This is a genomic window from Microbacterium sp. S1037 (genome assembly GCF_048381605.1).
Lineage (GTDB): Bacteria > Actinomycetota > Actinomycetes > Actinomycetales > Microbacteriaceae > Microbacterium > Microbacterium testaceum_B.
Genome location: NZ_JBLWIG010000001.1, coordinates 398,506 through 417,576, shown reverse-complemented (window position 1 = coordinate 417,576; position 19,071 = coordinate 398,506). Strand labels below are relative to the sequence as shown.

Here is a 19,071-nt window from a genome sequence, read left to right as displayed (position 1 = left end):
GCGGGCAAGCCTATCCGCCGGTGAGGACGAGCCACAGGAGGACGGCATTCAAGGCGATGAGGAAGACGGCGGCGACGATCCCGGCCGAGGTTGTGATCGCGCGGTTGCGATAGTCGCCGAGGAGGTCGCGTCGGGAAGTCAGGGCGACGAGCGGAACGAGGGCGAACGGGATGCCGAACGACAACACCACCTGGCTCAGCACCAGCGCGAGCGTCGGGTCGACGCCGACCGCGAGGATCGCCAGGGCCGGGACGAGCGTCACGAGACGGCGCGCGAGCAGCGGGACGCGGACGCGCAGGAGGCCGTGCATGATCTCCGCTCCCGCGTAGGCGCCGACCGAGGTGGACGCCAGCCCGCTGGCGAGAAGCCCGACCGCGAACATCGTCGCCACCAGCGGACCGAGCCCGTCGCGGAGCGCCGCGTACGCGCCCTCGAGACTGTCGGTGCCCTCCACCCCGGCGAGGTTCGCCGCGGCCAGCAGCAGGATCGCGAGGTTCACGGTCCCCGCGACGGCCAGGGCGATCGTGACGTCCCATCGCGTGGCACGAAGCAGGCGCCGGGTCGAGATGCCGCGGGCATCCTCGAGGCCCGCAGCCTCGGTCGGTGCGTCCGGTGCGAAGCGGTCCCGGCTGAGCGCCGAGTGCGCGTAGATCGCATGCGGCATGATCGTCGCGCCGAGGATCGACGCGGCCAGCAGCACCGAGTTCGTCCCCTCGAACCGCGGCATCAGACCGGCGACGACGCCGCTCGCGTCGGGAGGAGCGAAGAAGAGGCCGAAGGTGAAGCCGATCGAGATGATCAGCAGCAGGCCGATCAGCACGGTCTCGAACGCGCGCGCGCCGCGGCGCGACTGCACGAGGAGCAGGAGCATCGAGACGACGCCCGTGATCGCCCCGCCCCAGACGAGGGGGATGCCGAACAGCAGGTGCAGCGCCACGGCACCGCCGATGACCTCGGCGACATCCGTGGCCATCGCGACGAGCTCCGCCTGGAGCCAGTAAGCGCGGCGCGCCCCGCGGCCTCGGAGGCGGCGCCCCAGGATCTGCGGGAGGCTCTCGCCCGTGACGATGCCGAGCTTGGCCGACAGGTACTGGATGAGCCAGGCCATCACGTTGCCCAGCACGACCACCCACACGAGCAGGTACCCGAAGCTCGCGCCCGCGGTCATGTTGCTCGCGACGTTGCCGGGGTCGAGGTAGGCCACGCCGGCGACCATGGCGGGTCCGAGGAGCCATGCGGCCCGCCCCGGTGCGCGTCGGCGGTCGATCACCTCGGTAGTTTTCGGCATCCCGAAATATTACCCATTTTTCGGCCAGCCGAAAAGAGAGCCGATCATCCAGCCCGGGTAGCCTGAGGCGGTGACGGATGCCGACGAGCCCGCGCCGGCGCCGGAGGGCGCGGCCGAGACCGAGCCGACGGATGCCACGCGCCCCGCGCCCGAGTCGGCGGACGCTCCCACCCACGGAGTCGGCCCCTGGCCGGGGGAGTGGCCCGACGATCCGCGCTACGACCCGGAGCTCCTCGCCGAGGGCGACCGCCGCAACGTCGTCGACGAGTACCGCTACTGGACGATGGAGGCGATCGTCGCGGACCTCGACGCGAAGCGGCATCCGTTCCATGTCGCGATCGAGAACTGGCAGCACGACCTCAACATCGGTTCGATCGTCCGCAGCGCGAATGCCTTCCTCGCGGCCGAGGTCCACATCATCGGCAAGCGCCGCTGGAACCGTCGCGGCGCGATGGTGACCGACCGCTACCAACACGTGCGCCACCACGAGGACGTCGACGCGTTCACCGCGTGGGCGCGGGATGCCGGACTCCCCGTGATCGCGATCGACAACGTCGACGGGTCGGTGCCGGTCGACCGCGCCGACCTCCCCGAGGCGTGCGTGCTGCTCTTCGGGCAGGAGGGGCCGGGGCTCTCTCCCGAGGCGCTCGCCGCGGCATCCGCTGTCGTCGAGATCACCCAGTACGGGTCGACCCGCTCGATCAACGCGGCTTCGGCCGCCGCCGTCGTCATGTACGAGTGGTGTCGCCGCTGGGCGTGAGAGCTTTCTCATGGTCCAGGCCTTGAGAACCGGCGTGCCATGCGAAGAATCGATGGGTACGCCGTTTCCTCGCTCCTCGAACGGATGGACCCCTCGTGAACTCGCTCTCGCCGATCTCTTCCGGTCTCGACCGCCGCTCGTTCCTCAAGGTGGGAGCGTGGGCCGTGCCGACGATGGCCATCGCGACCGCGGTGACCGCGACGCCCGCGTGGGCGGCGACCCCGAAGACCGTCAACCTCGCGCTGGAAGGTCCCCAGTTCGGCAGCAGCATCCCGCTCTTCACCCCCGCGCTGACGCAGCGGTTCGACGCATCCGAGCCCGCGGGCACCGTGATCGTGAACACCGGGACGACCGCGTACAAGGGAACGATCGTCCTGACGCTCGAGGTCGACAGTCGGCTCTGGAAAGTCGTCGGCTTCACCTACGACACCCGCACGTCGGCCGGCTCCGCGGCGGCGAAGTTCAGCGGACCCACGATGTCGGGCAACCGCGCGACCTACACGGCGACGTTCACGGCGACGATTGCGCCGGGCACCGATCCTTTCACCGGTGTGCTGGTGCGCCCGAAGGCCACCTTCCTCGGCGACTACCCCAACGACGTCTTCGCGCCCGCGGACACCGCGTACACGTGGCGGTTGAAGACCCCGAACGATGACGCCGACACCTCCGACAACGTCTGGAAGATCACGGCCGGCAAGCCCGTGAGCGCGAAGCCGTTCGGGGGTGCGCTGAAGGTGAAGTGGGCGAAGATCACGTCGGGCAATGGGTCGGCCCACCGGCCGTCATCCGCGACCCTCACGTCGATCGGTCCGAACCCCATCAAGGCCGGTGACGGGATCCGCGTCTCGTTCGATGCCGCGATCGGGGGCGGCATCACGCCCAAGAGCGTCACGGTCAACGGCAAGGCGGTGTCGAAGCTGCTGACGGTGGCGGAGAACACCGTCTCGGGAGGACGGCGGTCGGTGCTGCTGAAGCTGTCGTCGGCCCTCGCTGCGAAGGACGTCCTCTCGTTCACCCTCTCGTACTCCGCCGGCACCGGGGGCAACCCGACGCCGGGCGTCAGCTCGCAGATCGGGTACGCGCCGGCGGCCGCGAACTCGGCCGATCAGCGCGGCGGGAACGTGTCGTACGCTGACCAGCCCGCGGGCTGAGGCGCTGCGGGCCGGCGAAGTCGCTCGCGGGAGCGCGGTCGTCGTCGCGTTATCGCGCACGTCGGAGCTCGCTCGCCGGCTGCCGTCCACTCACGACCGCGCACGTTGACGAACGCGCTCACGCGCCCGCTGTCGTCCACGCCTGACCGCGCACGCGCAGGCCCAGTGTGACGACCCGGGCGAGCAGGTACACGCCGAAGAACGCGGCCGACAGCCACGCGAGACCAGCCGCGCCTCCGCCTGCCCAGAGGGCGACCGCCGCGAGGGCAGGAGCGTACGGGACGAGGTTGAGCACGCCCGCGAGGGCGAGGTACCGCGCGTCTCCGGCGCCGATGAGCACGCCGTCGAGCACGAACACGACCGCCGCGAGCGGTTGAGCGACGGCGAGCACGAGCAGCGCCGGTTGGATGAGCGCGGCGACCGCGGGGTCGCCGGTGAAGACGATCCCGACGACGCCGGACGCCGCGGCGATGACGATGCCGACCGCGACACCGAACCACACCCCCCAGGCGACTGTGCGCTGCAGGACGCGGCGCACGGCCGCGAGATCACCGGCCCCGAGACCCGCGCCGATCAGGGCTTGAGCGGCGATCGCCAGGGCGTCGAGCGCGAAAGCCGCCGTGGAGAAGATCGTGAACGCGATCTGCCACCCCGCGAGCTCGGCCGACCCCAGTTGCGTGGCGACGGCGACCGTGGCGAGGAACGCCGCGCGCAGGCTCAGCGTCCGCAGGAACAACCACCCGCCCGAGCGGGCGGTGCCCCCGAGGCCGGCGCGCTCCGGGCGGAGGGATGCCGTGTGCCGCCGCGCGAGCCGGCCCACCACGACCACGTAGGCGCCGACCATCGCCCACTGCGCGATGACGGTGCCCACAGCCGACCCGGCGATCCCCCAGCCGAATCCGTAGATGAAGACGGCGTTGAGAGCCGCGTTGGCGGCGAATCCCACGACCGCGATCCACAGCGGGGTCACGGTGTTCTGCAACCCGCGCAACAGGCCCGTCGCCGCGAAGACGATGAGCATGGCGGGAAGACCCCACATCGAGATCGACAGGTAGACGCGGGCGTTCTCGGCGACGTCGGGAGCGGCGCCGAACGCGTCGACGACCGCCGGGGTGGACCACACGCCGGCGAGAGCCAGGACGGCGCCCAGGGTGAGCGCGAGCCACATGCCGTCGATCCCGACCGAGACCGCGCGCCCGACCTCGCCCGCGCCGAATCGCCGCGCCACGGCGGGAGTGGTGGAGTAGGCGAGGAACACCATGAGGCCGACGATGGTGTGCAGGACCGCCCCCGCGATCCCGAGCCCCGCGAGCGGGGCGACGCCGAGATGCCCGACCATGGCTGCGTCGACGATGAGGAACAGCGGCTCGGCGATGAGCGCACCGAGCGCCGGGATGGCCAGGCGGAGGATGGACCGGTTGAGCGTCTCGGGCGGTCGCGTGGTCACGCGTCGAGCCTAGGGCGACCCACCGACATCGCGCGGGGCGGGCGTGAGCGCGGGCTTCATATGGGACGGCGTCGCGAGGGGGGCGAAGCGCGTAGGCCCCCGGCACCCGGCGACAGGCGCCGCGAAGGGCCAATGTCGCCGTCCCCAGCCCGCACCGAAGAACGGGGATTTATCCTGGCTGAATGACCGAGACCCCCCGTTCCGGCCTCGCGCTCGACGAACTGAGCGACGAGATCCGCCCGCAGGACGACCTGTTCCGCCACGTCAACGGCCGCTGGCTCGAGCGCACCGAGATCCCCGAGGACAAGGCGCGCTGGGGCGCCTTCCACCTCATCGCCGAGCAGGCAGAGAAAGACGTCCGCGCGATCGTGGAGGAGTCGCAGCAGGCCGAACCGGGCACCGAGGCCCGCAAGATCGGCGACCTGTTCGCGAGCTTCATGGACACCGCCCGCATCGACGAGCTCGGCCGGACGCCGATCGAGGAGCAGCTGCGACGGGTCGACGAGGTGCACGACGTCGCCGGGCTCCTGCGGCTCACGGGCGAGTTCGAGCGCGAGGGCATGAGCGGTCTGATCGCCCTCTTCGTCGAGCCCGACCCGGGCGACCCCACGCGGTACGTCCCCGTCCTCTACCAGGGCGGCCTCTCGATGCCCGACGAGAGCTACTACCGCCTCGACAACTTCGCCGACACGCGCGACGCCTACCGCGCGCACATCGAGCGCATCCTCGACCTCGCGGGCGTGGCCCAGGCGGCCGACGACGCCGCGCGCGTCTTCGCCCTCGAGACCGAGATCGCGACCCACCACTGGTCGCGCGAAGACAGCCGCGACGCGGTCAAGACCTACAACCTGAAGTCGTGGGACGACACCGTCGCGCTCGCCGGCGTCGACCTCGCCGCGTGGCGGGCGGGCGTCGCCCCCGGTCACGAGGACGCGCTCGCCGAGGTCGTCGTCTACCAGCCGAGCTTCGTCGAGTCCCTCGGCGAACTGCTCGTCGCGGAGCGCCTCGACGACTGGAAGGCCTGGCTGCGCTTCAAGGTCGTGCATTCCGCGGCGGCGTTCCTGCCCGACGCCTTCGTCGCCGAGAACTTCTCGTTCTACGGCACCCAGCTCACGGGTGTTCCCGTGAACCGCGAGCGGTGGAAGCGCGGCGTGAGCCTCGCGGAGGCCGCTCTGGGCGAGGCGATCGGCAAGGTCTACGTCGAGCGGCACTTCCCGCCGGCGGCGAAAGAGGCCATGGACGGTCTCGTCGCGCACCTCATCGAGGCCTACCGCCGCTCGATCCGCTCGCTCGAGTGGATGACCGCCGAAACGCGCGAGCGCGCGCTCGCGAAGCTCGACGCCTTCACGCCGAAGATCGGCTACCCCGTGCGCTGGAAGGACTACGGCGACCTCGAGATCACCGCCGACGACCTCATCGGCAACGTCCGCCGGGCCAACGTCTGGGAGCACGACCGTCAGCTCGCCAAGGTCGGTCAGCCGATCGACCGCGACGAGTGGCACATGACCCCGCAGACGGTGAACGCGTACTACAACCCGCTCATGAACGAGATCGTCTTCCCCGCGGCGATCCTGCAGTACCCGTTCTTCGACGCGGACCGCGATTCGGCCGCCAACTTCGGCGGGATCGGTGCCGTGATCGGTCACGAGATCGGGCACGGCTTCGACGACCAGGGCAGCCGGTTCGACGGCGACGGGTCGCTGCGCGACTGGTGGACGGATGCCGATCGCGCGGCGTTCGAGGAGCGGACCAAGGCCCTGATCGCCCAGTACGACGCGCTCGTCCCCGAGGGGCTGTCCGAGGAGCACCACGTCAACGGTGCCCTCACGATCGGTGAGAACATCGGCGACCTGGGCGGACTCGGCATCGCGATCTCGGCCTACCGCCTCTCGCTCGAAGCCGAGGGGCAGGACCCCGAAGGTCCGGTCGTGGACGGGCTCAGTGGCATCCAGCGTCTCCTTCTCAGCTGGGCGCAGGTGTGGCAGCAGAAGGGTCGGGATGCCGAGACCATCCGCCTCCTCACGATCGATCCGCACTCGCCCAACGAGTTCCGCTGCAATCAGATCGTGCGTAACATCGATGCTTTCTACGAGGCGTTCGAGGTGACCGAGGGCGATGCTCTCTGGCTCGACGCAGACCAGCGCGTCACCATTTGGTGAGGCGGAGTTTGTTGCTCTTCTGACCCGGAAGGAGCCACGCTCGTGGGCATGCCCCCGGTTCCCGAACCCGCCACCCCCGAGCCCCTCGGCGGTGCCGTCGAGTCGTCGCGACGCGACGCGCCCGCTCTCCGGGGGGCTGGGCGGAAGGGGCCGAAGCGTCTTCCGCGCCGCGCCGCGGCCGGGCGACGCTCGTTCACGGCGACGCTGCGCGCGCTCGACGAGCTCGCCGCGTCGGGTGCGCGCGTCTCGGTGCGCATCGACGAGCTGGACGGCGGGGCGCAGGTGCTCGGGGGCGACGACTTCCTGACCCTCCCGGTCGGGGGGCTCGGCGTCGTCCCGCTCCTCATCGAGGTCGCGGCATCCATCGAGGCGGGCACCATCGACGCGCTCGAGATCATCGACCGCTCGACCGTGCACGGCGCCGCGGTCGGCGGCATGTGGCAGCACCTCAAGGCCCCCGCGCTGCCGATCGCCGACGTCGCGGTGCTCGCCGCCTCCGCCGGCGACGCGCTCGCGGTCAACGCGCTCCTGCAGCGCGTGGGTCTGCAGGCCGTGCGCGCGCGGTCGGAGCAGCTGGGGATGCGCCGGACGGCGCTCCTCGATCGCTTCCGCGACGACCGCGGCCCGGACGACGCTCCGCACGTGGCGCTCTCGACCGCCCGTGAGATGGCGGAGCTGTTCGCCGGTCTCGTGAACTCGACGGTGGTCTCGCCCGGCGTCAGCGCCCAGGTCGCGGAATGGCTGAGCCTGAACCACGACCTCTCGCTCGTGGCATCCGCCACCGGTCTCGATCCGTTCGCGCATGAAAACGACCAGCACGGGCTGCTGTTCATCAACAAGACGGGTCGGGCGGCCGGGGTGCGGGCCGAGGCGGGAGTGCTCGGCGGCCCCCGCGCGGGAGTCGCGTACGCGCTCATCGTCAACTTCGACGACCTCTCGATCTCGCACCGGCTGCGCGCACACGACGCGTTCCGCGTGCTCGGCGTCGAGCTGATGGAGTACGTGTACTGACGCTCAGTCGGCGCGGATGCTCCAGACGCTGCGCGAACTGGCGGCGACCGCCGTCGCGACGACGATGATCGCCGCGCACCCGAGGAGGACGGGGACTGTGCCGGCGGCGTGCGCGAGCGGCCCGACGACGATCTCACCGAGGGGGACGGCGATGAACGACCCCACCATGTCGTACGAGTAGACGCGGGAGAGGGCCTCGCGGGGGACGTGAGCTTGAAGTGACTGATCCCAGGCGATCGCGAAGAGCTCGATCGCGAAGCCGCCGAGGGCGAAGGCCGCGATGAGGGCTGGCAGGGTCGGTGCGAGGGCGAGCGTGGCGACGGGAAGAGCCGCGGATGCCATCGCGGCGACGCCGATGCCCAGGGCGCGCCGTGGCCGCCACCGCAGGGCGAGGAGCGCCCCCAGCGCGAAACCGCCGGTCTGTGCGGCGATCACGAGTCCCCAGCCGCCGCGCCCGAACGTCTCGTCGGCCACGAGAGGCCCCAGCACCGTGGTGCCACCGGTGAACGCGGCGTTGAGGACCGCGAACTGCAGGACCACGATCCAGATCCATCGACGGCTCGAGAACTCCCGCCACCCGTGGCGGAGGTCGACCAGCACCGAGGAGTCGGGCGAAGGGGGCCGTGGAGTGTGCGGGACCCGCAGGCGCGAGAACAGGGCAGCCGCGCCGGCGAACGCCACGGCATCGATCACGAGGCCCCAGCCGGGGCCGATGAGGGCGATCACGGCGGCTCCCGCCGAGGCGCCGAGGATGCTGCCCGCGTTCAGGCCGAGTCGCAGCCAGGCGTTGGCCGGGCGTAGCAGCGCGGCGGGAACCGTATCGGGGACGAGTGCGGCCGCCGCGGGCAGGCTCACGGCGGCGACCGCTCCGTTGGCGATGCCGAGGAGGGCCAGCGACCAGACCGCCGCGGTGCCGGTGAGCACCAGGGCGGCGACGACGCCCTGAGTCGCGGCCGCGGCGAGCGAGGCACCCACGAGTACGACGTTGCGGGGAAGTCTGTCGGCGATGACCCCGCCGAAAAGGAGCATGCCGACGTTCGCGAGGGAGCGCGCGGCCACCACGATCCCGAGATCGGCCGCCGATCCGGTCAGGTCGAGGACCGCGAAGGCGAGGGCGATCGGAGCGACGGCGTTGCCCACGATGGCGGTGGTCCGGGCGGCGAGGAGCCACCGGAAGGGCGCGTGCGCGAGCGGGCCCGGTGTCGCACCGCTCATCGGGGGCGCCGCAGAGGGAACAGCGCCGCGGTCATCGACACGGGCACGGTTCCGGGCGTGCGCGGCGGTTGCGCGGCGGCGTGGAGGAGGGCGGAGGCCTCGCCGACGTGCTGCACGATCCGGCGCCAGACCGCGGGGTCGAGCCACAACTCGGCGTCGGTGCTCAGGGCGGGGCCGTCGATGCGCTGACGCGATCGGCGACGCAACTCCTCGGCGAGCACGTCGATGTATTCGGCTTCCGTCTCGGGCGAGCGCGTCACGGCCGGGATGTCGACGTCGTAGCGTTTCGAGGACGCCTCGTGGCGGTAGCGCTTCGCCTCGCCGCCGCGCACGCGCTCGACCTCGACCACCCGGATGAGCCCCGCCCGCTCCAGGACGCGCAGGTGGTAGCTCGCCGATGCCTGCGCGACGCCCAGCTCGCGCCCCGCCTCGGCCGCGCTGAGGGCGGTCGCCGTGAGCAGCGACAGCAGCCGCAGCCGGAGCGGGTGCGACAGGGCGCGAAGTTCGTCGAGCGAGGTCATGGTGCCATGCTCGTCGGCCTCTGGCAGACCGTCAAATGGGTCTTTGGGGGTCGCCACCGCGGTGCCCGCCGCGCTCTGGTGTCGGATCAATTCCGCGTGATCACGCGGATCCCAGGGCGTTTCGTCACGGATTCATCTCGCCTGTTGTGTAAACATATGACGTATGCCCTATGCTGGCATCCGGTCACCCGACCTCGTCGAAGAAGACAGGAGCTTCCGCAATGACGCAGCATGTTTCCCGCGCTCGCCGTCGCCTCGCCCTCGTGGGTGGAGTCGCCGTGGCGTCCACCCTCGCCCTCACCGCGTGCAGCCCGAGCACCGGGACCAGCGGCAACGAGTCCGACAGCCAGTACGGCTTCACCGCCGCCGAGCAGGACCCGTCCAGCACCATCACCGTCTGGGTGGACTCGTCGCGCGAGCCGATCGCGCAGGCGTTCGAAAAGGCCAACCCCGACGTCAAGATCAACATCGAGACCTACGACGGCGGCTCCGGCGGATCCGGATCGTTCCAGCAGAAGGTCGCTCTGTTCGACCAGTCCGGCGAAGGCTGGCCCGACGTCGTGTTCTCGACGCAGCAGAACGACACCTCATGGGCGTCGAAGGAGAACAACGGACAGCAGGCGTTCGCCGCCCCGCTGAACAAGGGCTTCTTCGACCAGAGCTTCCTCGACGGCTTCACCAAGGGCGCCCTCGGCCCCATGACCGTCGACGACACCGTCTACGGCCTCCGCAACGACCTCGCGCCGGTGCTGTTCTGGTACAACAAGCCGCTGCTCGACCAGTTCGGATACTCCGTCCCCACGACGTGGGAGGACTACGAGGCGCTCAGCGACAAGATCGCCGCCGAGCACCCCGGCTACATCCTCGGCTCGGTCGGCGACTCGTTCCAGGCCCCCTACGTGTACTACTGGGGTGCCGAGGCCCCGATCTTCCAGGTCGACGGCAACACCTTCACCTCGAACTTCTCCGACCCGAACTCGAAGAAGGCGACCGATCTGATCGACCACATGCTGGCCAACGGCACGCTCGTGACCGACAGCGTCTTCGGCGCCGACTTCGTGTCGAAGTACAAGGACAAGCTCGTCGGCATCCCCGGCCCGGCCTGGTACGCGGGCGCGCTGTTCGACAACGAGAAGAGCCTGAACTACACCGCCGGCACCATCGGCGCCGGTGCCCCGCTCACGTGGTCGGACGGCGACAAGGTGACCGGCAACGTCGGTGGCGGCGTCTGGTACGCCTCGAGCCACTCGAAGAACCTCGAGGCCGTGAAGACCTTCCTCACGTACGTCACGAGCTCCGACGACTCCGTGAAGCTCGCCTCCGGTCTGCCCGCCTACCAGTCCGCGGCTGACGCGTGGCTCAAGGAGCAGGCCGCCCAGGGCTTCTTCACCGGCGATCTGCAGTCCAGCATCTCGACCGCGGCCAGCTCCGTCTGGCAGGGCTGGGGCTACCCGAGCTTCAGCATCGAGGCGGCGTTCTCGAAGGTCGCCCTCCCGGTGATCAGCGCCGGTAAGCCCCTCTCGGATGCCACCCAGGCGTGGCAGACCGAGATGGACAACCAGGCGCAGGTCCAGGGTTACGACGTCGAGAAGTAACCCCCGCACCTCCTCAGGGCTGGCCGCGTTCACGAGCGGATGCGGCCAGCCCCTTCCCCCTGAGAACGGACGTGAGCATGCTCTCTCTGCGTCGAGCCCAGTCGACGTTCGGCTACCTGATGGTCAGCGGATACGTCGTCCTGCTCCTGGCGTTCGGCATCCTGCCGACCCTCTACGCCGCCTACCTGGCGTTCACCAAGGATGGAGCCTTCGTCGGCTTCGAAAACTTCCTGAAGGCGGTGCAGGACTACCGCTTCCTCCCCGCCGTCGGCCATGTCGCCGCGTTCATCGCCATCTGGCTGACGAGCCTCATCGTCATCGTCGTGATCCTCGCGGTGATCGTCCACGCGATCCGCGTCCGCTGGCTGTCGTCGGCATCGCGCTTCATCTTCTACATCCCGGGCGCCCTGGCCGGGGCGTCGAGCGTGCTGCTCTGGCTCTTCATGCTCGATCCGACCGTCAGCCCGGTCAGCGGCCTCCTCCGTGCGCTGGGTTTCAACACCTTCGTCGACGTCGTCGGCAACGAGGGCAACCTCCCGGTGGTCTTCACGGTCATCGCCTTCTGGGCGGGCGCCGGTGGGTGGATCGTCATCATGTACGGCGCCCTGAACAACATCAACGTCGAGGTCATGGAAGCCGCCCGCATCGACGGAGCAGGCCCGATCGCCACCGCCTGGTACATCCAGATCCCGCTGCTGCGGAAGTGGATCGCGTACATGGCCGTCATGTCGCTCGCCGCCGGTACGCAGCTCTTCGTCGAGCCGCGCGTGCTGTCCCAGGCGAGCAAGGGCGTGGTGGGCCTGGACTACTCCCTCAACCAGGTCGCCTACCTCTACGCCTTCCGTCAGAACGACTTCAACGGCTCCGCGGCCATCTCGCTGATGCTGCTCGTCGTCGCCGCCGGCCTCGCGGCCTTCTTCGTCTTCCGAGGAGGACTCTTTGAACGCGACTGAAACACGAACGACCTCGCGCGCAGCGGACTCGCGCGCGAGCGAGTCGGGAGCACGCGCGACACGGCGCACCCTGACCCCCGCCGCCTTCCTCGGGAAGGCTCTCGTCACCGTCGTCATCCTGGTCTTCGTCTTCGTCTTCGGGATGCCGATCGTCTGGCTCCTGCTCGCGCCCACCAAATCCTCCACCGAGCTGACCGGCCAGCCGCCGTTCTCGTTCGGCTCGTTCGCGACGATCGCCGACAACTGGTCGCGGCTGAGCGAGTTCCAGAACGGCATCATCTGGCAGTGGACGGGCAACGCCGCGCTCTACACCGGAGTGGCGCTCGTGATCACCCTCATCGTCACGATCCCCGCCGGCTACGCGCTCGCGATGACGAAGTTCCGTTTCCGCGGGGTCCTGCTGATCCTCACGCTCGTCGTCATGCTCATCCCCAACACCGCCCTCGTCCTGCCGGTGTTCCTCGAGATGAGCGCGCTCAAGCTGGTCGGCACGCCGTGGGCCGTCATCCTGCCGTTCTCCTTCTTCCCGTTCGGGGTGTACCTCACGTACATCTACTTCACGACGAGCGTGTCGCAGGACCTCTTGAACGCGGCGCGCATCGACGGCGCGAGCGAGCTGCGGGTCTTCCGCTCGGTGGCCCTGCCCCTCGCCACTCCCGTGATCGCCCTCGTGGGCTTCTTCAACCTCGTCGGCAACTGGAACAACTACTTCCTGCCGTTCGTGATGGAGCCCGGTCGAAAGGCCCCGATCCAGGTGGGACTCGCCGAGCTGCTGTCGAACGTGCCGCTGTTCAACCCCACGTCCTCGGCATCCGTCACTTTGGACCTGCCGGTGATGGCTCTGGCCACGATCGTGTCGATCGCGCCGATCCTCATCGTGTTCCTGTTCTCGCAGCGATTCCTCGTCGAGGGGATGACGGCGGGCGGGACGAAGGAATGACCCCGGTCACCCGGGGAGAAGAGGTTCAGTCATGAAGATCACCGGCTACCGCCTGATCAACACCACGCTCGACTGGGGGCGCCCCGTCGGCGACGTCAACGGGTTCATCGCCTCCGGCGTCACGGCCCTGCCGCTCGTCATCGTCGAGACCGACGAGGGCATCGAGGGCGTCGGGATGGGGATGCACGACGGCATCCCGCAGCTCTTCGAGGCCGTCGAGGGCGAGGACCCGCGCGCGACGTCGTGGCTGTACGACCGGATGATCGCGCGCATGTTCAAGAACGGGCACGGCGGTGCCGTCTTCGGAGGCATCGGTGCCCTTGACAGCGCGTTCTGGGACATCAAGGCGAAAGCCCTGGGCGAGCCGCTGTGGCGCCTGCTCGGGGGCCGCGACCGGTACATCCCGGGCTATGCGTCGGGGCTCGACATCGCCCTGGACGCCGCGGGACTCTCCGACTTCTACGCCTCGATGCGCGACCGCGGCTTCACCGCGGCCAAGCTCAAGGGAGGCCGCAACTACCGGCACGACGCCGAGCGGCTCGCGCTCGTGCGCGACGTGCTCGGCGAAGCGACCGACGAGCCGCTGGTCATGCTCGACGCGAACGAGTCGTGGAACCTGCCGCAGGCCATCCGCTACATCCAGCACCTCGAACAGAGCGTCGAGATCGCGTGGGTCGAGGAGCCGCTCCGCCGCTGGGACGCGGCGGGTATGCGACGGCTGCGGGATGCCATCTCCCCGGCCGTCGCGACGGGCGAGAACCTCACGGGCCTCGAGCAGTACCGTCAGCTCTTCGACGCGGAGGCCGTCGACATCGTCCAGGCCGCGGCGGTCTGGGGCGTCACGCACTCGTTGCGCGTCGCCGTGGCGGCCCACGCGCGCGACCTGCCCGTGAGCCCCATCGGCATGACCTCGAACCCCTCGACGATGGCTGTGGCCACGGCGATCCCCAACCACCTACTGACCGAGGTCACCACCGCGCAGATGCCGACCGGTGTCACCGTCGACTACGAGGTGGCCGACGGCGGCCTCGTGCTGGGCGATCTCCCCGGGGGAGGGATTGCGATCGACGAGGCGCTCCACGCGGGCGCGGCGGAGTTCGTGTGGGGCGGTGAGCAGGGCCCGCACGTGCGCGACAGTCGCACCGGTCTCGAACTCGGCGTCCGCCGGAGCGTGGAGCGGTAGGCGGAGTAGAGTGCTCTCCATGCTTCCCGCCGCCGAGCCTCGCGCCGGGGTGCCGAAGCGGGGACAGATCGATCGGATCGGCGCCCGGGTTCTCGAGGATCTCGTCGAGTCGATCGTCACGGGTGCCGTCGCCATCGGGGAGTACCTTCCGCCGGAGCAGGCCCTGTGCGACGAGTTCGGGGTCAGCCGCACCGTGATCCGCGAGTGCGTCAAGCGCATCCAGGAGAAGGGTCTCGTCGAGGTCGCCCAGGGGCGCGGCACGCGCGTGCGTCCCTTCAACGACTGGAACGTGCTCGACCCCCTCGTCTTCGACTCGCTCGTGCGTCACGACGAGTCGCTCGGTGTGCTCGACGAGGTGAGTGTGGTGCGGGCCGCGCTCGAGGGCGTCATGGCGAGCGAGGTCGCGGCGACCGGGAGCGCCGAGTCGCTGTTGCAGATCCAGGGTCACCTGCACGACATGCGTCGTCTGCAGGACGACAATCCCGCCTTCCTCGAGGCCGACATGCAGTTCCATCTCTCGGTCATGTCGGCGTCCAAGAACCAGATCGCGGCGACCATCGCGCGCTCGTTCTTCGTGCGTCCGCGACAGAGCGCCCGGTGGGACGGCAACAACCCCGTCGACGCGGTGCCCCGCACCCTCGCGGAGCACGAGCGGGTGTTCGAGGCGATCGAGGCCCGCAACGCGGTCGCGGCGCGCGTCGCGATGGAGGAGCACATCCTCGGGTCGTGGCGTCGTCGACGCCTCCCCGACGGCGCGCACCACCTGAGTCCCTGACGGACGCTGCCTCAGCAGGACGCGAAGCGCAATCCCTCCTTCGTGTTCCGTCCCCGGTGGGAGCCTGGTGCCCCTCACCGACCGAAGGGATGCCGTCATGTCCGATTCCACCGCCACCACCGACCCGTTCGCCGACCCCACGGGACCGTCGGGGCACTCGATCACCGACTGGACCGACCTCGGTCGCGAGATGTGGTCGTACCTGACCGGCCGAGGCGCAGCCGTGAACTATTCGTTCGTCGACATGACGATCGAGGTGCCGCGCGACATCGGGCCCGACGCTCCCCGCGCCACGTGGAAGCTCAACGGCACGCTGCGCGTCACCACCAGCGATGACACCGCGGCGGGTTCCGACCCGTACCGCGGCAACTGAGAGGCGGCGCCGAGATGGTGCGCCTCGACATCGACCTGACCTTCGCCGAGCAAGTCGGAGGGGCGGATGCCGGCACCCCGTCGTTCGAGGGGACCGTCACCGCCGCGGGGTCGGAGGTGCGCGTCGTGATCAACGATCCGTCGCGCCTGCCCGGCAACGGCCGGCGCACGCTCGCCGAACTCGCGACCGTCGCCGACGCGCTCGCCGCGCGCGGGATCTCAGTGCGCGTGGAGGGGCCGGAGGGGCCGATCCTGCACCTCGGGGATGTGCGCAGCAGTGTTCTGCAGCGAGTGGTCACCGGCTCGCCGCACATCCGGCTGGGGTCGGTCGCGGCGGTCGCGCCGCTGCTCGTCCGGCGCGACCGGGGTCCGTCGGTGCCGGTGCCGCCCGGAACGCCCCTGCCGCTCGTGCCCACCGTCAACCGCACGGTACGTCGCCGCATCACGACGACGCACTACACGCCGGGGTCTGGGCGACCGCGTCTCATCTTCGCCGTCGGGTCGGCGACCTGGGACGGGAAGCCACCGCGCGAGTTCGACCTCCTGCCCGAGCGCACGGTCATCGGCTCGGGTGACGAGGCCGACCTGCGCCTGCCGGGTCTCGCTCCCGTGCACGCCGAGATCCGCCACGAGGGCGACGACGAGTACGTGCTCTATGGCTTCGACGCAGTCGGGGGCGGAGGCGCGTCGATCGAGGGACGCCGCGGCGACGGGCGGATCCTGCGCACCGGGGCGCGCATCGAGCTCGGCGACTGGCGCTTGGCGTACTTCCGAGCGGAGTTCGCCGATCACGGCCGTCCGTACGGTGGACGCGTCGGCGGCGAACTGTCCGATCAGCGCAAGCAGCCCCCGCGCGGGGGAACGGGTCCGCTCAGCCGCGCGACGGATCCGGACTGACGAGGTCGGGGCCGCGGCATCCGCGAGCCGGCATCACGCTCGGGCGTCAGAAGACGATCGTGTGGTTGCCGTGGCGGATGACGCGGTCTTCGGCGTGCCACAGCACCGCGCGCGACAGCACCTGGCGCTCGACGTCGGCGCCGCGGCGCGCGAGCTCGGCGGCCGAATCGGCGTGCGTGACGCGGACGGTGTCCTGCTCGATGATCGGACCCTCGTCGAGGTCGCTCGTCACGTAGTGCGAGGTGGCGCCGATGAGCTTGACCCCGCGCTCCTTCGCCTTCTTGTACGGCTCGGCACCGATGAACGCCGGGAGGAACGAGTGGTGGATGTTGATCACCGGCACGCCGATCTTCTCGAGGAACTCGGGAGACAGGATCTGCATGTAGCGCGCGAGCACGACGAAGTCGACGTTGCCGACCAACAGCTCGAGAATGCGAGCCTCGGATGCCGACTTGTCAGGGCCGGGCGTCGAGGGGACGTGGAAGAACGGGACGCCGAACGAGCGCACGTCTTCCGCCGCGGTGGTGTGGTTCGACACGACCATCGGGATGCTCACGGGGAGGTCGCCGCGGCGGTGACGCCACAGCAGGTCGAGGAGGCAGTGGTCCTGCTTCGACGCCAGGATCGCCATGCGTTTCGGCGTGGAGAGGTCGGTGAGCGTCCACTCCAGCTCGAAGCCGTCGCCGAGGGTCTTGGCGAGGTCGGCCTCGATCTCGGGGAAAGCGGCGGCGAGGTTCGGCCGGAAGAACACGACGCGCTGGAAGTACGCACCCCCGCGCGGGTCGTCCGAGTACTGGTCGAAGGCGACGATGTTGCCGCCCTGGCGGGCGATGAGCGCCGACACGGCGGCGATGATGCCGGGGGTGTCGCTGCCGTGGACGATGAGGCACGCGTGATCGGGCTGCAGGTGGGGGCTCGCGGAGACCATCGGTCCATTCTGCCGTGCGCCGGTGACGTCGCTGACCACGCCCCGTCCCGACTCGGCGGTGCTCAGAGTCGCACCACGATCTTGCGTGCCGAGACGCCCGCCCGCTGCCGGTCGAGGGCGTCTTGGAGGGCCGCGAGTCCTGTGCCGACGACCATCGGCTCGGGGAGGGCGCGCAGGCGCCCGTCGGCCAGGAGCTGGGGCAGCACCTCGCCCCAGAGCCGCGGCCCGAGGTCGTCGTCGCGCAGGCTGCTTCCCCAGACGAAAGCGGCCCGGATGCCACGGCGTCGCGCGCGGAGCATCGATCGCACGGTCGCCAGCCCGATGCGCGAGAAGACCGGGATCATCGCCGGGAACAGGCGGCGACGGCCGACGAGGCCGGAGAGCGAGTACGGGGTGCTGGCGAGGGCCAGTCGCGTGCCGCCGGTGCGCGCGAGGATGTCGATGCACGCGTCCGCCGATCCGGCGCCGAGCGCGACCGCGCCGACGACGGGGCGCGAGCCGATCGCGGCGACGAGGTCGTCGACGGCCGTCCGAGAGCCGTGGTCGGCGACGGCGTCGGCTCCGAGCGATCGCACGAGGTCGGCATTGCGCGGCGAAGCGGTGCTGACGACGTCGTAGCCGGCAGCGCGGGCGAGCTGGACGGCGCTCATCCCGACGCTGGTCGAGCCGCCCCAGACCACCACCACGCCGGCACCGCCTCCCGTGGTCTCGGCGGAGGGGGTGGGGAGCCCCAGATGGGCGGGCTGGAACAGCGCACAGGCCGCGGTCGAGACGGCCAGGGGGAGGACCGCGGCCTCCTCGTCGGAGAGGGACGTCGGCGTCGCCGTCGTCAGCCGCTCGCTCAACACGGTGGCATCCTGGAATGCGCCCTCGCGGAGCGGATCGCGCCCGCGGTCGGTTCCGGTGGCGAGGCCGAAGACCCGCTGTCCCACGCGGAAGCGCGTGACGTTCGCGCCCGTCGCGAGCACTTCCCCGGCGACGTCGGAGCCGAGGACGGCTGGGGTGCGCAGCCACCGGTAGGTGACCCGGCTGGTGCCCTGGATGACCCAGTCGACGGGATTGACCGCGACGGCCCGCACCCGGACGAGGACCTCGTCGGGAGCGGGCGTCGGGGTGGGCAGGGTCGTCACGGTCAGGCGAGCGCGGGGTGCCGGCATGATCGCCGCAGCGTGGGTGGACATCGGGGCCTTTCCGCAGTGATGACACGAAGTGTCTTCACTATAGACCTGATGACACCAAGTGACATCACCTATGCTCGAGGCATGGCGAGATGGGCTCCGGACACCAGGGAGAGGCTCCGCGTCGCCGCGCTGGAGCTCTTCGAGGAGCGCGGTTTCGGCGTGACGACCGTGCCCGACATCGTCGAGCGCGCCGGAGTCACGCGGCGGACGTTCTTCCGCCATTTCAGCGACAAGCGCGAGGTCTTCTTCGGCGACGACGAGATCCCGGGCCTGGCGACGGCGATGCTGGCCGCCGCTCCGGCCGGGGCGGCGCCGTTCTCGATCGCGTGGACGGGGTTGCGCGCACTCGCCGCGGAGAGGTTCGAGCCGCGGCGCGATCAGATGGCGGCATCCCGTCGCATCATCGAGGACGAGCCTGCCCTCCGTGAACGCGACCTGCAGAAGCAGGCCGACCTGCGCGAGGCGATCCGCGCGGGGTGCGCCGCGCGCGGCGCCGATCCGCTCACGTCCCGTGTCGTGGCGGGTCTCACCGTCGACCTGTTGCAGACCGCTCTCGAGCGATGGCTGGCGGATGAGAACCGGATGCCGTTGACCCGCCATCTCGAAGAGGTCCGGCAGCGGATGTCCGACGTGCTCGGCGATCTCGCCTCCTGACCGCTTCGGTTGCGCCGTGTCGTGCCGTGGCCTCCGCCGCG

The 19,071-nt window shown here is 70.3% G+C and carries 18 protein-coding genes; 12 read left to right on the top strand and 6 right to left on the bottom strand.

The window, feature by feature from the left end:
* Positions 1–10 precede the first annotated feature (10 nt).
* Positions 11–1,288 (bottom strand): Nramp family divalent metal transporter, encoded by a 1,278-nt coding sequence (locus ACMW4R_RS01775; RefSeq protein WP_418298977.1) that lies wholly within the window; start codon positions 1,286–1,288, stop codon positions 11–13.
* Between the two features lie 70 nt (positions 1,289–1,358).
* On the opposite strand from ACMW4R_RS01775, the gene ACMW4R_RS01770 reads away from it, so the two are divergent.
* Complete coding sequence (locus tag ACMW4R_RS01770) at positions 1,359–2,048, top strand: TrmH family RNA methyltransferase (RefSeq protein ID WP_058626183.1); 690 nt, start codon at positions 1,359–1,361, stop codon at positions 2,046–2,048.
* 95 nt (positions 2,049–2,143) lie between these two features.
* The gene (locus ACMW4R_RS01765; protein WP_418298976.1) at positions 2,144–3,199 is read left to right on the top strand and encodes a hypothetical protein; all 1,056 of its coding nucleotides are present in this window, start codon (positions 2,144–2,146) and stop codon (positions 3,197–3,199) included.
* A 118-nt stretch (positions 3,200–3,317) separates the two neighbouring features.
* On the opposite strand, the gene ACMW4R_RS01760 is transcribed toward ACMW4R_RS01765, so the two are convergent.
* Positions 3,318–4,646, bottom strand: a complete 1,329-nt coding sequence (locus ACMW4R_RS01760; RefSeq protein WP_418298975.1) for an MATE family efflux transporter — start codon at positions 4,644–4,646, stop codon at positions 3,318–3,320.
* A 182-nt stretch (positions 4,647–4,828) separates the two neighbouring features.
* On the opposite strand from ACMW4R_RS01760, the gene ACMW4R_RS01755 reads away from it, so the two are divergent.
* A complete protein-coding gene (locus tag ACMW4R_RS01755; RefSeq protein ID WP_418298974.1) occupies positions 4,829–6,805 on the top strand; it encodes a M13 family metallopeptidase in 1,977 nt (658 codons plus the stop codon).
* Positions 6,806–6,853: 48 nt separating this feature from the next.
* Positions 6,854–7,816, top strand: coding sequence for a serine hydrolase (locus ACMW4R_RS01750; RefSeq protein WP_058595272.1), 963 nt, complete (start codon positions 6,854–6,856; stop codon positions 7,814–7,816).
* Between the two features lie 3 nt (positions 7,817–7,819).
* Here ACMW4R_RS01750 and ACMW4R_RS01745 read toward each other — a convergent pair whose 3' ends face one another.
* Positions 7,820–9,031: an MFS transporter gene (locus ACMW4R_RS01745; protein ID WP_058613687.1), complete on the bottom strand. Its 1,212-nt coding sequence runs from the start codon at positions 9,029–9,031 to the stop codon at positions 7,820–7,822.
* Positions 9,028–9,552 carry an ArsR/SmtB family transcription factor gene (locus ACMW4R_RS01740; protein ID WP_058613688.1) on the bottom strand — a complete coding sequence of 175 codons (525 nt, stop codon included), beginning with the start codon at positions 9,550–9,552 and terminating at the stop codon, positions 9,028–9,030. Before ACMW4R_RS01740 ends, ACMW4R_RS01745 begins: the two co-directional genes overlap by 4 nt.
* 221 nt (positions 9,553–9,773) lie before the next feature.
* On the opposite strand from ACMW4R_RS01740, the gene ACMW4R_RS01735 reads away from it, so the two are divergent.
* From ACMW4R_RS01735 to ACMW4R_RS01705, 7 genes are all read left to right on the top strand, one after another.
* Positions 9,774–11,147 carry an ABC transporter substrate-binding protein gene (locus tag ACMW4R_RS01735; RefSeq protein ID WP_418298973.1) on the top strand — a complete coding sequence of 458 codons (1,374 nt, stop codon included), beginning with the start codon at positions 9,774–9,776 and terminating at the stop codon, positions 11,145–11,147.
* 77 nt (positions 11,148–11,224) lie between these two features.
* Complete coding sequence (locus tag ACMW4R_RS01730) at positions 11,225–12,100, top strand: carbohydrate ABC transporter permease (protein WP_418299880.1); 876 nt, start codon at positions 11,225–11,227, stop codon at positions 12,098–12,100.
* On the top strand, positions 12,087–13,040 hold the full coding sequence (locus ACMW4R_RS01725) for a carbohydrate ABC transporter permease (protein ID WP_241490352.1): 954 nt from the start codon (positions 12,087–12,089) through the stop codon (positions 13,038–13,040). Before ACMW4R_RS01730 ends, ACMW4R_RS01725 begins: the two co-directional genes overlap by 14 nt.
* A 31-nt stretch (positions 13,041–13,071) precedes the next feature.
* Positions 13,072–14,223, top strand: a complete 1,152-nt coding sequence (locus tag ACMW4R_RS01720; protein WP_418298972.1) for a mandelate racemase/muconate lactonizing enzyme family protein — start codon at positions 13,072–13,074, stop codon at positions 14,221–14,223.
* Positions 14,224–14,242: 19 nt separating this feature from the next.
* Entirely contained in the window at positions 14,243–14,998 is a 756-nt protein-coding gene (locus ACMW4R_RS01715; RefSeq protein ID WP_058595275.1) for a FadR/GntR family transcriptional regulator, read from the top strand.
* Between the two features lie 97 nt (positions 14,999–15,095).
* Positions 15,096–15,371, top strand: coding sequence for a hypothetical protein (locus tag ACMW4R_RS01710; RefSeq protein WP_058626178.1), 276 nt, complete (start codon positions 15,096–15,098; stop codon positions 15,369–15,371).
* A gap of 14 nt (positions 15,372–15,385) precedes the next feature.
* Positions 15,386–16,267: an FHA domain-containing protein gene (locus ACMW4R_RS01705; protein WP_418298971.1), complete on the top strand. Its 882-nt coding sequence runs from the start codon at positions 15,386–15,388 to the stop codon at positions 16,265–16,267.
* A 46-nt stretch (positions 16,268–16,313) separates the two neighbouring features.
* Here the strand turns inward: ACMW4R_RS01705 and purU are convergent, their stop codons facing one another.
* Both purU and ACMW4R_RS01695 read right to left on the bottom strand, forming a co-directional pair.
* The gene (gene purU, locus ACMW4R_RS01700) at positions 16,314–17,195 is read right to left on the bottom strand and encodes a formyltetrahydrofolate deformylase (protein WP_058595298.1); all 882 of its coding nucleotides are present in this window, start codon (positions 17,193–17,195) and stop codon (positions 16,314–16,316) included.
* A 62-nt stretch (positions 17,196–17,257) separates the two neighbouring features.
* Positions 17,258–18,376: a zinc-binding alcohol dehydrogenase family protein gene (locus ACMW4R_RS01695; RefSeq protein WP_418298970.1), complete on the bottom strand. Its 1,119-nt coding sequence runs from the start codon at positions 18,374–18,376 to the stop codon at positions 17,258–17,260.
* An 81-nt stretch (positions 18,377–18,457) separates the two neighbouring features.
* Here ACMW4R_RS01695 and ACMW4R_RS01690 point away from each other — a divergent pair, with 81 nt between their 5' ends.
* Positions 18,458–19,030 carry a TetR family transcriptional regulator gene (locus ACMW4R_RS01690; protein ID WP_058626175.1) on the top strand — a complete coding sequence of 191 codons (573 nt, stop codon included), beginning with the start codon at positions 18,458–18,460 and terminating at the stop codon, positions 19,028–19,030.
* The last annotated feature ends 41 nt before the right edge of the window (positions 19,031–19,071 follow it).

Bases quoted from the DNA above. Each gene is read 5' to 3' on its own strand.
- ACMW4R_RS01775 (WP_418298977.1), bottom strand. From the start codon at position 1,288: ATGCCGAAAACTACCGAGGTGATCGACCGCCGACGCGCACCGGGGCGG.
- ACMW4R_RS01755 (WP_418298974.1), top strand. From the start codon at position 4,829: ATGACCGAGACCCCCCGTTCCGGCCTCGCGCTCGACGAACTGAGCGAC.
- ACMW4R_RS01750 (WP_058595272.1), top strand. From the start codon at position 6,854: ATGCCCCCGGTTCCCGAACCCGCCACCCCCGAGCCCCTCGGCGGTGCC.
- ACMW4R_RS01745 (WP_058613687.1), bottom strand. From the start codon at position 9,031: ATGAGCGGTGCGACACCGGGCCCGCTCGCGCACGCGCCCTTCCGGTGG.
- ACMW4R_RS01740 (WP_058613688.1), bottom strand. From the start codon at position 9,552: ATGACCTCGCTCGACGAACTTCGCGCCCTGTCGCACCCGCTCCGGCTG.
- ACMW4R_RS01735 (WP_418298973.1), top strand. From the start codon at position 9,774: ATGACGCAGCATGTTTCCCGCGCTCGCCGTCGCCTCGCCCTCGTGGGT.
- ACMW4R_RS01730 (WP_418299880.1), top strand. From the start codon at position 11,225: ATGCTCTCTCTGCGTCGAGCCCAGTCGACGTTCGGCTACCTGATGGTC.
- ACMW4R_RS01720 (WP_418298972.1), top strand. From the start codon at position 13,072: ATGAAGATCACCGGCTACCGCCTGATCAACACCACGCTCGACTGGGGG.
- ACMW4R_RS01715 (WP_058595275.1), top strand. From the start codon at position 14,243: ATGCTTCCCGCCGCCGAGCCTCGCGCCGGGGTGCCGAAGCGGGGACAG.
- ACMW4R_RS01710 (WP_058626178.1), top strand. From the start codon at position 15,096: ATGTCCGATTCCACCGCCACCACCGACCCGTTCGCCGACCCCACGGGA.
- ACMW4R_RS01705 (WP_418298971.1), top strand. From the start codon at position 15,386: ATGGTGCGCCTCGACATCGACCTGACCTTCGCCGAGCAAGTCGGAGGG.
- purU (WP_058595298.1), bottom strand. From the start codon at position 17,195: ATGGTCTCCGCGAGCCCCCACCTGCAGCCCGATCACGCGTGCCTCATC.
- ACMW4R_RS01695 (WP_418298970.1), bottom strand. From the start codon at position 18,376: ATGTCCACCCACGCTGCGGCGATCATGCCGGCACCCCGCGCTCGCCTG.
- ACMW4R_RS01690 (WP_058626175.1), top strand. From the start codon at position 18,458: ATGGCGAGATGGGCTCCGGACACCAGGGAGAGGCTCCGCGTCGCCGCG.